At 42.6% G+C, this 11893-nt stretch carries 14 protein-coding genes; 7 read left to right on the top strand and 7 right to left on the bottom strand.

Translation table 11 applies throughout. The features are described from left to right. Nucleotides 1–130 precede the first annotated feature (130 nt). From BP27_RS0106420 to BP27_RS0106410, 3 genes are all read left to right on the top strand, one after another. A complete protein-coding gene (locus BP27_RS0106420) occupies nt 131–1351 on the top strand; it encodes a DUF2066 domain-containing protein (RefSeq protein WP_160169825.1) in 1221 nt (406 codons plus the stop codon). A gap of 15 nt (nt 1352–1366) precedes the next feature. Then, a complete protein-coding gene (gene hda, locus BP27_RS0106415; RefSeq protein ID WP_027850850.1) occupies nt 1367–2065 on the top strand; it encodes a DnaA regulatory inactivator Hda in 699 nt (232 codons plus the stop codon). Between the two features lie 128 nt (nt 2066–2193). Then, nucleotides 2194–3111, top strand: a complete 918-nt coding sequence (locus BP27_RS0106410) for a GGDEF domain-containing protein (RefSeq protein ID WP_027850849.1) — start codon at nt 2194–2196, stop codon at nt 3109–3111. Between the two features lie 5 nt (nt 3112–3116). Here the strand turns inward: BP27_RS0106410 and BP27_RS15465 are convergent, their stop codons facing one another. From BP27_RS15465 to arsC, 3 genes are read right to left on the bottom strand one after another with little or no spacing between them, the layout of a single operon-like run. Beyond that, complete coding sequence (locus tag BP27_RS15465) at nt 3117–3533, bottom strand: DUF2069 domain-containing protein (protein WP_036239592.1); 417 nt, start codon at nt 3531–3533, stop codon at nt 3117–3119. A gap of 28 nt (nt 3534–3561) precedes the next feature. Then, nucleotides 3562–4164: an NAD(P)H:quinone oxidoreductase gene (gene wrbA, locus BP27_RS0106400; protein ID WP_027850848.1), complete on the bottom strand. Its 603-nt coding sequence runs from the start codon at nt 4162–4164 to the stop codon at nt 3562–3564. A gap of 12 nt (nt 4165–4176) precedes the next feature. Then, nucleotides 4177–4524 carry an arsenate reductase (glutaredoxin) gene (gene arsC / locus BP27_RS0106395; RefSeq protein ID WP_027850847.1) on the bottom strand — a complete coding sequence of 116 codons (348 nt, stop codon included), beginning with the start codon at nt 4522–4524 and terminating at the stop codon, nt 4177–4179. A gap of 79 nt (nt 4525–4603) precedes the next feature. Between arsC and BP27_RS0106390 the strand changes: the two genes are divergently transcribed. Both BP27_RS0106390 and BP27_RS0106385 read left to right on the top strand, forming a co-directional pair. Beyond that, on the top strand, nt 4604–5872 hold the full coding sequence (locus BP27_RS0106390; RefSeq protein WP_051610402.1) for a YihY family inner membrane protein: 1269 nt from the start codon (nt 4604–4606) through the stop codon (nt 5870–5872). Further along, nucleotides 5869–6066 carry a DUF3185 family protein gene (locus BP27_RS0106385; protein ID WP_027850845.1) on the top strand — a complete coding sequence of 66 codons (198 nt, stop codon included), beginning with the start codon at nt 5869–5871 and terminating at the stop codon, nt 6064–6066. The genes BP27_RS0106390 and BP27_RS0106385 overlap by 4 nt, the downstream gene beginning before the upstream one ends. A 43-nt stretch (nt 6067–6109) precedes the next feature. Here BP27_RS0106385 and apbC read toward each other — a convergent pair whose 3' ends face one another. Beyond that, the gene (apbC, locus tag BP27_RS15460; protein WP_051610400.1) at nt 6110–6916 is read right to left on the bottom strand and encodes an iron-sulfur cluster carrier protein ApbC; all 807 of its coding nucleotides are present in this window, start codon (nt 6914–6916) and stop codon (nt 6110–6112) included. A gap of 85 nt (nt 6917–7001) precedes the next feature. Between apbC and BP27_RS15455 the strand changes: the two genes are divergently transcribed. Together BP27_RS15455 and BP27_RS0106370 are read left to right on the top strand one after the other, a co-directional pair. Then, complete coding sequence (locus tag BP27_RS15455) at nt 7002–8105, top strand: E22 family MetX-like putative esterase (protein WP_036239590.1); 1104 nt, start codon at nt 7002–7004, stop codon at nt 8103–8105. A gap of 19 nt (nt 8106–8124) precedes the next feature. Next, nucleotides 8125–8913, top strand: coding sequence for an ATP-binding protein (locus BP27_RS0106370; RefSeq protein WP_036239587.1), 789 nt, complete (start codon nt 8125–8127; stop codon nt 8911–8913). A 62-nt stretch (nt 8914–8975) separates the two neighbouring features. Here BP27_RS0106370 and BP27_RS0106365 read toward each other — a convergent pair whose 3' ends face one another. The 3 genes from BP27_RS0106365 to BP27_RS0106355 form a co-directional block, all read right to left on the bottom strand. Further along, entirely contained in the window at nt 8976–10280 is a 1305-nt protein-coding gene (locus BP27_RS0106365) for a TRAP transporter large permease (RefSeq protein ID WP_027850842.1), read from the bottom strand. Continuing rightward, complete coding sequence (locus tag BP27_RS0106360) at nt 10277–10762, bottom strand: TRAP transporter small permease (protein ID WP_027850841.1); 486 nt, start codon at nt 10760–10762, stop codon at nt 10277–10279. The genes BP27_RS0106365 and BP27_RS0106360 overlap by 4 nt, the downstream gene beginning before the upstream one ends. 71 nt (nt 10763–10833) lie before the next feature. Next, nucleotides 10834–11838, bottom strand: coding sequence for a DctP family TRAP transporter solute-binding subunit (locus BP27_RS0106355; protein WP_027850840.1), 1005 nt, complete (start codon nt 11836–11838; stop codon nt 10834–10836). Nucleotides 11839–11893 lie beyond the last annotated feature (55 nt).

Below are 11893 nucleotides of genomic sequence, written 5' to 3'. Positions count from 1 at the left end.
AAGAAGCATAAAGTTGCGTATTCTAGCACTCCAACGAGCGAGTCTCCATGCACTAGAGCTGCTCAATTTGAATTTATTTATACTTGGATGGATTATTCCGACTTATTGCAAAGGGATGGAATAGGTGAAATTGAAAAAAATCGCACAAAAACTAGCCATAACACTGCTGGCATGCTTGCTACTAAGTTTGCCCGTTTATGCTGAAAGACTAACTGACCTCTATACTCTAAGTAGCTTAGTTAAAGATACTTCAGGTGAGCAACGTGCGCTGGTTGCTAACGAGCTATTAAAAAAACTTTTAGTTAAAGTTTCTGGCACAATCGCTGTGCTAGAAAAAATGCCTCCAGAAGATTTTAGTACCCGTTTGTTAGATCAAGAAAATGAAGCTGAGTTTCTTGAACTCTATAGTGAGTACCCCGGCTATGAGCTTTGGAAAGAGTTGACCTCAGCTCAACACCTCATTAATCAATTTAGTTATACAGCAAGCAACGAATCAGTCACTCTAAGTAATGGTGAAGTGGTAAAAGGACAGCTTTTGGAGCTAACTTTTGATGAAGCAGGGGTGAAAAGCTTATTGCATCGCTTAAATACCCAGGTGTGGGATGCAAATCGCCCAAAGGTTTTATTTTGGGTAGCCTTAGAAAGCAGAAAAGGCCGTACTCTAATCACACCAAATTCTAATGCACCTCTTTCGAATGTGTTAACTAGCCTTAGTGAGGAGCGGGGTATTCCTTACCAGCTACCCGATTTTAACCTTCACTCTGCGACAGACACATTATTCTCAGATATTTGGGGTGGTTTTAGTCAGCAGATAATTACTGCTTCAGCTCCTTATAAACCCGATGCAATTGCCGTGGGTAAAATTAAAGCCTCAGGTAGTAATTGGCGAGTAGAGTGGCGTTTATTCACTGGTATGGGCAGTGTTTGGCATAACGCCCAGGTAAGAACCTTAAGAGAAGCTTTGCAAGAAGGTGTAGAGTTTTCTGCTGAAGAGTTGTCTAAGCGCTACGCTAGCCAAGCAGGTCAAGGTGCGGGTACTTACCAAGTCATGATTAGCAATATAAAACACTTGCAAGACTATGCAGCTATAACGGCCTATCTAAATGGACTCGCTTTAACGAGCCAAGTACGTGTGGTTCAATCTGCTGATCAACGTATTTTATTTGAACTAGGTTTGCGCGGTGGTTTAGATCAACTAAAAGCCAACTTAGCCTTAGATGGACGCTTAAATGAAGAGTCTTTTTTTGGTCTGCAGCAAAGCAGTAATTACGCTCAGCAAGTTACTACAGATCAGCCAGACAAGGTTAAGACTGAACAGGCTGATGCTTATTTCCGTTGGCAAGCTAACTAAAAAGTACCTTAATTTATGACTTTTCAGCCAATGCAACTATCCCTTGGCGTAAACCTACAAGATGACCTGCATTTTGATAATTTTTTAGCGGGTCAAAATTTAGCTGTGTTAACCCAGCTGCAGCAAATGTTTACTCAAGAAAAAGAGGCTTTTCAGTTTGTGTACCTCTGGGGTGCAGAAGACTCAGGTAAAACGCACCTCTTGAAAGCAGTGTGCCAACAAGCCCAGCAGCTTTCAAAAACTCACTGTTACCTAGATTTAGGCAAAGAAACACAGCCCGAAGTATTAAGCAGTGTGACTAGCCAGGTGGTTTGTATTGATAACTTACAGCAGATCGCTAGCCAGCCAGCTTGGGAAGAAGGTCTTTTTCACTTATTTAACCGTATTCGTGAGCAGCAGGGGTTGCTGGTTTTTTCAGCATCCAGTGGTCCAGCACACCTAGGTATTGTTTTGCCTGATTTGTTGTCCCGGCTTTCTTGGGGGCTAACCTATCACCTACAAGCCTTACAAGATGATGAGAAGCTGTTAGCCTTCAAGTTAAGAGCAAGGCAAAGAGGCATGGATGTACCAGACGAAGTAATTCGTTATTTAATTCATCGTAGCCCTAGAAAACTTAGCGGTTTATTCGCTTTACTAGATTTGCTAGACGAAGCGAGTTTAAAAGAGCAACGTAAATTAACGATTCCCTTTGTTCGTCAGGCACTAAATTGGTAGGATTTGCTTGTTGTTACATATAGTTGTGATTTAATCTTTCACTTGTGGGTTGCTTAGGGTTAATCTATAGGTATTCTAAGGTTGGTATTTAAGCAAACTGTAGCTGTTAGCATCGGAAGGAAAAAGTCTTGGCTAGAATCTCTGAGCAGGAAGTAACACACATTCTTCAGCAATCACTTGATCTGGTTTTAATACTAGACCCTGGTGATTTAACTCTAATGTTTGTCAATGAGCATGGTGCTAACTGGTTAGGTTACACGGCTGCAAACTTAATGGATAAACTGCCCATCGAGTTTATGCCAGAAATGTCGGCTGCTGAATTAGAAGGCATACTTGAGAACCTACGTATTCTTGATGTAGGTGAAGGCACGGTTCTTGTAACCCCAGTACGCCGTAGCCTTGGCAATGATCACGACTTTGAATTTCGTCTACAGTTAATTGAAATTGGTGGTCGTGAGTTTGTGCTAGCTAATGGTAGAGACATAGCCGAGCGAGTAGCTGTTACCGATGAAGTACACAACCTGCTAGCCGATGCGCAAACAGAGTCACGCCAAGATAAAACCACACAGCTTTATCAGCGTGATACTTTCTTGCAAATTTTCCGTGATTTAGTAAAAGAAGTTGGGCCAGATGGTTTGCGCTTAACGCTTGTTGTGATCGATATGAAAAACCTGCACGAGATTAACACTCAGTTTGGGCAGGGTGTAGGTGACAGAGTGCTTCGCAATATGGGTAATTTATTACGCCATGCAGCTACTCGAGAAGATATTTGTGCACGTTTTAGTGGGCGTAAATTATGTATTTTATTGCCCCGCAAAGGTCAAAATGATGGCTTAAACTTGGCTGAGAAAGTCAATCGTGCTTTAACCAAGGTTAAGTATTCAGAATATCCAGAACTACGTATTCATACCAGCGTAGGTGTAGCAGAACTACCAGAACCTAACGAACCAGAGCTATTACTGGAAAAAGTGATCAGCCAAATGCGCGAACTTAAATCTGAAGAAGTCGCGCAAGAGGTACACCGTTTAGGTTTGCTAGTTATATAGATTGATTAGTTTTGAGCTGTGTCGTCGATGATTGCGCCGCGCAGCTCCATTCCTCGCCAACGGCCATACATCATAGCTGCCGTAAACAGCGTTATCGCTAAAAGCGCCTGCAAAGCGCCTATGCCTGCCTTACCTGGCACAATAAAAGTTGTTGTGCCTTGCATAAAATAGACCAAGCTAACAAAACACAGCCAAGCATGCCCACGTGGATTACGCGTGATGACAGCTGGCAAAAAAGCTAAAAGTGGCAACCAAAGTACCGTTAAAATAACCCATAAACGGCTTTCCTCAGGCAGAGGGAAAATAATCAGCCCAGCTAAAAGAATGGCTAATAAGCCAAAGTAGCTTAATAAAGTAAGCCAGCGACTAATCGCCAGCTTCAAATTGAGTTCTTTGCGGGGTAGGGGGGTAGCAGGTTTCACGGGTAATTATGCTTCCTAATCGTTAGTTTTATGCACTCTGCAGCTTTAAGGCTAAACCTGCTAGTCGCTTACCTTGCGCATGGCAAAGTTTTATTTCAGTGGCGCTCAGCTCGCTATTGCCTTTAACCCCAGCAAGGTGGCTAGCGCCGTAAGGGGTTCCACCATCGGTCGTGCTAGTAAGCTCAGGGTTAGAATAAGGAATACCCGCCCAAAGCATACCGTGATGAATTAAAGGAATTGCCATGGTGAACAAAGTGGTTTCTTGTCCACCATGTAAACTAGAAGTTGAGGTAAAAGTGCCGGCAGGTTTATCAATTAAAGCGCCAGATAACCACAAACCACTGGTTGAATCGATAAAATACTTCATGGGCGCAGCCATATTACCAAATCGAGTAGGGCTACCTAAGAGTAAACCTGAGCAATTGCGTAGGTCTTCTTCTGTACAATAAATAGCACCTTCTTCGGGTACCGCAGGCTCAGTTGCTTCGCTAACGCTAGATACAGCCGGTACAGTGCGTAATCGTGCTTCTATACCACTAACCTGTTCAACACCTTCGGCTAGGGCACGCGCCATGTTAGCGGTACTGCCGTTGCGAGAGTAATAAAGCACCAAAACATAAGGGTGTGACATACCTTTTCCTTCTTAAATTAGTTCAAGCACTTGCTCGGGTGGGCGGCCAATACGCGCTTCTTTACCATTACTTAAAATGGGGCGCTCTATAAGCTTAGGGTGATCAACCATGGCTTGAATTAATGCTTCTTCAGTTACTTCTGCAGCACCTAGCTTCAATTCCTTATAAAGGTCTTCGCCTTGACGAATAAGCTCAGCTGGTTTTTTTCCTAGCTGAGCTAGTAGGTCGGTGAGTTCGTCAATGGTTAACGGTGCTTCAAGGTATTTGCGAATTTCTGGCTGCACACCTTTTTCTTCAAGAAGCTGTAAAGCTTGACGAGATTTTGAGCAGCGTGGGTTATGAAATAAGACTAATGACATAAGGTGTCCCTTATAAATTCGATTATCGGTGTTAGAATGACGCTATTCTAACAGTCTGTGATACGGATTAAACCTTTACATGCAAAGACTCCAATCTTTACTGACCCAAGCTTTAAATATAAAAGCCATTAACTACGCTTGGCGAGTGTTTCAGCGCTTTTTAAAAGATGACGGCCCGCGTAATGCAGCTGCCTTAACCTATACTTCGCTTTTTGCAGTTGTTCCTATGCTCATGGTGGTTTATTCCATGTTAGCTGCGCTGCCAATTTTTCAGGGTGTAGGTGATGAGCTGCAAGCCATGTTGTTTAATAACCTAGTACCCGCAACGGGTGAGGTTATACAAGATTATATGCAAGGCTTTACTAAACAAGCCAGGCAAATGACTTTGGTTGGTGCGGCGGTTTTAGTGGCTACTGCCGGCATGATGATTGTCAGCATTGAGAAAGCCTTTAACCGTATTTGGCGGGTTGAAAAGCCGCGCCGTGGTTTACAGGCTTTTTTAATTTACTGGTCTGTGCTTAGCCTAGGTCCCATGCTGCTAGGTGTAGGGGTGATGTTAAGTTCTTATTTAACCAGCTTGCCGCTTTTAGATAAGCTCAACGGCTATACAGGAGGCGGTGTAGCCAGCCTTTGGAAATTCTTACCCTTACTGTTCAGTGTGTTAGCTTTTACCCTGCTTTATTGGGCCATGCCTAATTGTAAAGTGAGGTTTCTTGATGCTGCCATAGGCGGCCTGGCTATGGCACTTTTATTTGAAACGGCCAAAAAATTATTTACCTGGTTTGTGAGTAGCTTCCCTAGCTATGAGTTTATTTATGGTGCTTTTGCGGCTTTCCCATTATTTTTAATGTGGGTTTATTTATCTTGGATGATGATTTTACTCTGTGCAGAATGGGTTGCCATTAGAGGTCTACCAGAAGAAAATTATTCAACCGATAAGTTAGAACCTAGCTTACAAATGCTGCTGGTATTAAAAGAGCTTTGGCAAGCCTTTGCTAAGGGTGAAGGTGTTAGTGAAAACCGGCTAAGAACAATGGCTGCTAGCCACAATGCTGAAGCCTGGCAAACGCATATAGAATGGATGCAAGACAATAAGTGGGTTGTTTATAATGCTGAACAAGAAGTGTGGTTGCCCGCCCGTGATTATAGCCAAATAAGCTTTGCTGATTGGCTGCAATCCTTGCCTTGGCGCTTACCACCAGTAGCCGATTGGCCAGCCTCACTTAACTCTTTGCAAGCTGTACAAGGCATTCTTGCAGACCTACAAAAAGAAGAAGCAGAACGTTTTTCTGCACCTTTAGCTGAGCTTATCAGTTCATCACACCTAAAAAAGGATAACTCACTATGAGACGCGCAACGAGTTTATTGCTGATCGTTATAGGTATTTTGCTTTTGTATTGGGGTTATGATTTACAAGAGCGAGTGGATGTAGAACTAATTAAACAAATCACCGGTGAAGCACCTGAAAAGGTATGGCAATACTATGTGACTGGTGGGATAGCGGTGCTAGTGGGTATTTTAGGCGTGTGGAAAAGCAAGTGATTTAAGTAGAAGCTAGCTATTTAGCTAGCTTCTAAAGGGGTTTTTAGTCGCCCATGCTGATTTCAGGGCCTTCAGCATCGGCCATTGCCTGTATTTCACCATCAACCTTTTCAGCTATCTCTGCAAAAATAGCCGCAGCTTTACTCTCAGGTTCGCTAATGGCCAAAGGCTGGCCTAAATCCATTTGTTTACGAATATTCAAAGCTAGGGGCAACTGGCCAAGTAGCTCAGTTTGGTATTCTTCAGCAATTCTTTCACCGCCACCTTCACCAAAAATTGGCTCACTATGCCCGCATTCAGAGCAGGTGTGTAGGCTCATATTTTCAACCACACCTAACACGGGTACTTTTACTTGACGGAACATTTCGATTCCGCGCTTGGCATCTAAAAGCGCTATATCTTGTGGGGTAGTTACTATTACCGCACCGGTTACTTTTACCTTTTGCGCCATGGTTAGCTGAATATCACCCGTGCCTGGTGGCATATCAATAAATAGATAGTCCAAATTTTGCCAGCGAGTTTGATCAAGTAATTGCTGAAAAGCACCCGCAGCCATAGGGCCACGCCAAATCATTGGGGTTTTGGACTCCACTAAAAAAGCCATCGACATTAGCTGTAGGCCATGGGCATTAATAGGATCAAAACTTTTGCCATCTTCAGAGTTAGGCTTGGTGTTTTCTGGAACAGCAAACATAGCTGCTTGGCTAGGGCCATAGATATCCGCATCTAATACACCTACACGTTTACCCTTAGCAGCCATTGCCATGGCTAAATTAGCTGTTACAGTCGATTTACCTACGCCGCCTTTACCTGATGCAACGGCAATAATATGCTTTACGCCATCTGTCACTTTATTCTCCTCACAAGGTTTATACTGCACATCTTAGACCTGTTTGATAACTAGGGCAAAGGACTTACCACAAGGATAGCTTTTAATGTTGGTTGAAAAAAAACACTATAAAATGCAGGGGTTTACCACTTTTAATGGGCAGCTTATACCCGAAGTAAATATAGGCTGGGAAAGCTGGGGCAAGCTGAACGCTAAACGTGATAACGCTATTCTGGTCACCCATTACTTTTCAGGCTCTAGCCATGCGGCAGGGCGCTATCAAGAAGATGATCTACTAGCAGGCTATTGGGATAGCATTATTGGCCCAGGCAAGCCTTTAGATACCGATAAATACTTTATTATCAGTAGCGACACCCTAGTTAACCAAGAGCCTTTTAATCCTCAGGTAATAACCACTGGTCCTGCCACTATCAACCCAGATACAGACAGGCCTTGGGGATTAGATTTCCCTGTAGTGACGATTCGTGATTTTGTAGAAGTACAGCGGTCTTTATTACTTTCACTCGGTATAGAAGAATTACATGCGGTAATTGGTCCTTCAATGGGTTCGCTACAAGCTTTAGAGTGGGCGATTGCCTACCCAGAAGCCGTTAAACGCATGGTTTCAGTGATAGGTATGGGCGAAGCCGATGCCTGGAGCTGCTTAGGTTTGCAGCAATGGGCAGAACCCATTTTAAATGACCCTTTATGGCGTGAAGGCAATTATTACAACTCAGAAGCACCCACCGCTGGAGTACAACAAACCCTAATGCAAATTAGCCTAGCTGCTATGTCGCCAAGCATTATTAACCGTACCTTCAACAAGCATTACCCCTTAGAAGCAGCACCTTTAAAAGACATTCGCCAAGGTTTTCGCATGGTTGACTACTTTAAAGCCCAAAGCCTTGCACAAGCTAAGTACGCCGATGCAAATCATCTTTTATATTTGATTCGCGCTAATCAACTTTTTATTGCCGGGCAGGGTAAAACGCTAAATGAAGGTTTGCAGAAAATTAAGGCAGAGTGTTTGTTTTTACCCGCCACTAACGACCTGCTACTTAGGCCAGCCATGTCACAACTTATTCACCAAGAGTTGCTGAGCTTAGGTAAAACTAGCCGTTATGCAGAAATTGAAGGTGATTGGGGCCATTTAGATGGCTTAAATTCAATTACTAGCCAAGCCGAAACACTCAAGCAATTTATTAACTAGAAGAAAGGTTTAATTTACTATGTCACTAAATTTAGCTGCTGGAATTAACTGGCAAGAAGCCAAGGGCGCAGTATGGCGTGTTCATGCACAGCGCTTAAAGCCCATTATTGAGTTCTCAGCTTTTCCTTTAGACAAACTGCTAGGAATTGAAAGACAAAAAGCCGCTTTAATAAAAAACACCGAGCAGTTTATAGCAGGAGCCGCTAGCAACCACGTATTGCTATGGGGTAGCCGTGGCACGGGCAAAAGCTCATTAATCCGCTCTCTATTATACCGTTATCATACTAGTGGATTAAAAGTGATAGAAATTCCGCGTGAAAGCTTAAGTTGGTTACCTGAAATTTCTGATGAACTGCGGCTATTACCTTATCGTTTTATTATTTTTTGCGATGATTTAAGTTTTGAAAGCGGTGAAAGTGGATATAAAGGCTTAAAAAGTATTATGGAAGGCTCGCTAGAAACACCACCCGATAATATTAAAGTTTACGCAACCAGCAACCGCCGCCACCTAGTACCTGAATACATGAGCGACAACCAACAAGCGACAGTAGGTGAGCGGGGTGAGTTACACCTGAGTGATAGCGTAGAAGAGCGTATTTCTTTAGCGGATAGGTTTGGTTTAAGTCTTTCATTTTATTCAGGCAACCTAGATGATTACCTTGCTTTGGTTAAAAGCTATTTTGAAGGGTACAAAGGCGATTGGCAGGAGTTACAGCAAGAAGCTAGACAGTTTGCCCAAGCACGTGCTTCCTATAGTGGCCGTACCGCCCAGCAGTTTTTTAATTTTAAGGGTAAGTTTAACCAGTAAGTTGAATCCAGAAAATAACCCTGCCAACTCATTATTTCTAACTAGCTGGCAGGGCATTATATTTAGGTCGTGGAATATCCCAGATATTCGGGTAGCCAGAGTGCAATTTGTGGGAAGAACAATACCAGCAATAAGGCACTAAACATAGTAACCATAAACAGCATAGCCCAACTAAAGGTTTCTTCTAGGCGTATATTGGCAACTTTAGTGGTAACCATCAGGTTGATAGCAACTGGTGGCGTGAACTGGCCTATAGCAATATTCATCGCTAATAAAATACCAAACCAAACAGGATTCCATTCAAAGTGATTAATTAAAGGCACTAAAATAGGCGTTAAGATTAAGTAGATAGAAATAGCATCTAGTAACATACCTGCCAACAAGACCAATAGCATAACTAAAAATAATAATACTAATGAGCTGTCCGAAATAGAAAGTATCGCGTCAGCTAAGCGAGTAAATGTACCTAGTGTAGTACCAGCCCAAGCAAAAATACCTGCTAAAGCAATAATAATTAAAACTATTCCAGAAATTTTAACGGCTTCATTTAGCATTTCTACTAAGCTAGTCCAGTTAAGCTGCTGATAAACAAATGTACCGATAATTAAGCCATAAGTAACAGCTACAACAGCAGCTTCGGTTGGTGTAAATAAGCCAGAGCGTAAGCCACCCAAAATGATAACAGGTGCTAGTAAAGCTGGAATGGCTTTTATGAAGCTAGCTTTAACTGATGGTAATTCTTCATCTGAACTATTCTTTGTTTCCCAGCCGTTACGCTTTGCTAAAAAATAGGCTGGCACTAGTAAAGATGCTCCAGCCAGTAGCCCAGGAAATAAACCAGCTGCAAATAATGCACGTAAATCTAGACCAGGTAGCATTACTGAGTAGAGAATAAGTGCTATAGATGGCGGTATAAGTATTGCTGTAGACGAAGCAGCAGCAATAAGAGAAGCAGAAAAAGGACGCGGATACCCAGCTTTAGTCATACTTGGTAGCATAACCATGGCAACAGCGGCTGCATCAGCAGGGCCGGAACCACTCATACCACCCATAATTAAGCAGACCAGCACAGCTACTAACGCTAGCCCACCATGCCTACGTCCAATTAGAGACTGAGCAAAATTAACTAGGCTTGATGCCACACCAGCCCGTTCAAAAATAATGCCAGTTAAAATAAACAATGGAATAGCAATAAGCGGGTATTTAGCAATACTGTTATAGGTGTTAGTCCCTAGTGTTGCTAGCATATCGGGTGATAAACCCGTAATGATTCCAGCAATACCACCTAAACCTAAAGCAAAAGCAACAGGCATACCTAAAAGAAGACTGGCACCAAAAATTAATAGCATCCATAAATCTGGAGTCATTGTGCTTCCTCTCTTTTAATATCGCTATCACGCAAGCGATTAAAGAGACTTTGCGTGCTACGAAAAATAACTACACTAGCAAGGAGAGGTAACCAAATTAAGTAAATCCAAGTTGGGTAGCCTAAACCGGGTGAAAGTGATTCCCAAGTATATTCTTCATAAGTTAACCAGCCGCCATACCAAACGACCAAACCCAAAACTATAAGACTGCCTAGCCATTGCAGAACAAAAACAATACGCCGTCCAAGTAAGCCTAAATAGTTTTCTAAAAGGGTAATACGAATGTGCTCATTACTTCTTGCAGCAACCGCAGCGCCAGAAAAGGCAAGTACAACCATTAAAAATACTGAGAATTCTTCAGTAAAAGCAAAGGATGCATTAGTAGTGTAACGGACTAGTACATTAGCTAGGCTAATAACGCTAATACCAACTAAAGCAGTTATTCCTAGCCAGGATTCAAGGTGAGTTCGTTTTTTTGACATAAATAATTGTAACCAGCGATACCTAAACCTAACCTTAATTTACCAAGGCTAGGCTTAAGAGTTAGCAGAAATTAGCGATTTTTAATGGCTGTTTGTGCAGCGTCTACTAATTTTTTACCAATGCGCGGAATCCATTTTTCATACACTGTTTGTGTTGCTTGAACAAAAGCTTGGTGCTGTTCAGATGTTAGTTCTGTTACTTCTACACCGCGATCACGAATAGCTTGTAGTGTTGCATCTAACTCAGAACGTGATTTTTTGATTTCCCACTGGCCCGCATCATAAGCTGCTTGTTTAAGAAGCTTCTGGTCGTCAGTAGAAAGGGTCGACCAAACACGCTTGCTAACACCAAAAATGAGCGGATCATTCATGTAATGCCAAAGCGTTAGGTATTTTTGATTAGCTCGATCTGCACGGGCCACATCAAATACGGCTAAGGGGTTTTCTTGACCATCAACAGCACCGGTTGTCAGTGCGGGTAGAGCATCAGTCCAACTCATCTGTGTTGGGTTAGCGCCTAAGGCATTAAAGGTATCTAAAAAAAGAGGTGAACCAACAACACGGACTTTTAAACCTTCTAAATCAGAAGGCTGACTTAATACAGCACGAGAGTTAGATAGCTCACGGAAACCATTTTCACCCCAAGCCAAAGGAACAACACCGCGCTTTTCAATGGCATCAAATACCATTTTACCGGCTTCACCTTGCGTAATTGCATCGACCGCAGCGTTGTCAGGCATTAAAAAAGGTAAAGAAAATAGGTTTACTTCAGGAACTTGGGTAGACCAGTTAATCGTGGAACCAACAGCCATATCAATTAAGCCACTACGCATGGCAGAAAATTCACGCGTTTGGTCACCTGATACTAGCTGGGCATTAGGATAAACTTTTAGCGTAATACGACCTTCAGAACGCTCTTCTACTAACTCAGCCCACTTTTTAGCAGCTTGACCCCAAGGAAAAGCATCAGATAAAACCGTTGAAACTGAAAACTCGCGTGTTTCTTGAGCGAAAGTAGGTGCGCTACTAAAAGCTAAGCAAGCAGCACTAACTAACAACCATTTTTTGATTTGCATCACAAACTCCAGTGTTATTTTTTTAGAGCTTGATATTAGCAGAATAGTAACAAAA

Source organism: Marinospirillum insulare DSM 21763 (assembly GCF_000686905.1).
Lineage (GTDB): Bacteria > Pseudomonadota > Gammaproteobacteria > Pseudomonadales > Halomonadaceae > Marinospirillum > Marinospirillum insulare.
The sequence above is the reverse complement of the archived record's forward strand: the minus strand, read 5'-3'. Positions and strand labels throughout refer to the sequence as shown.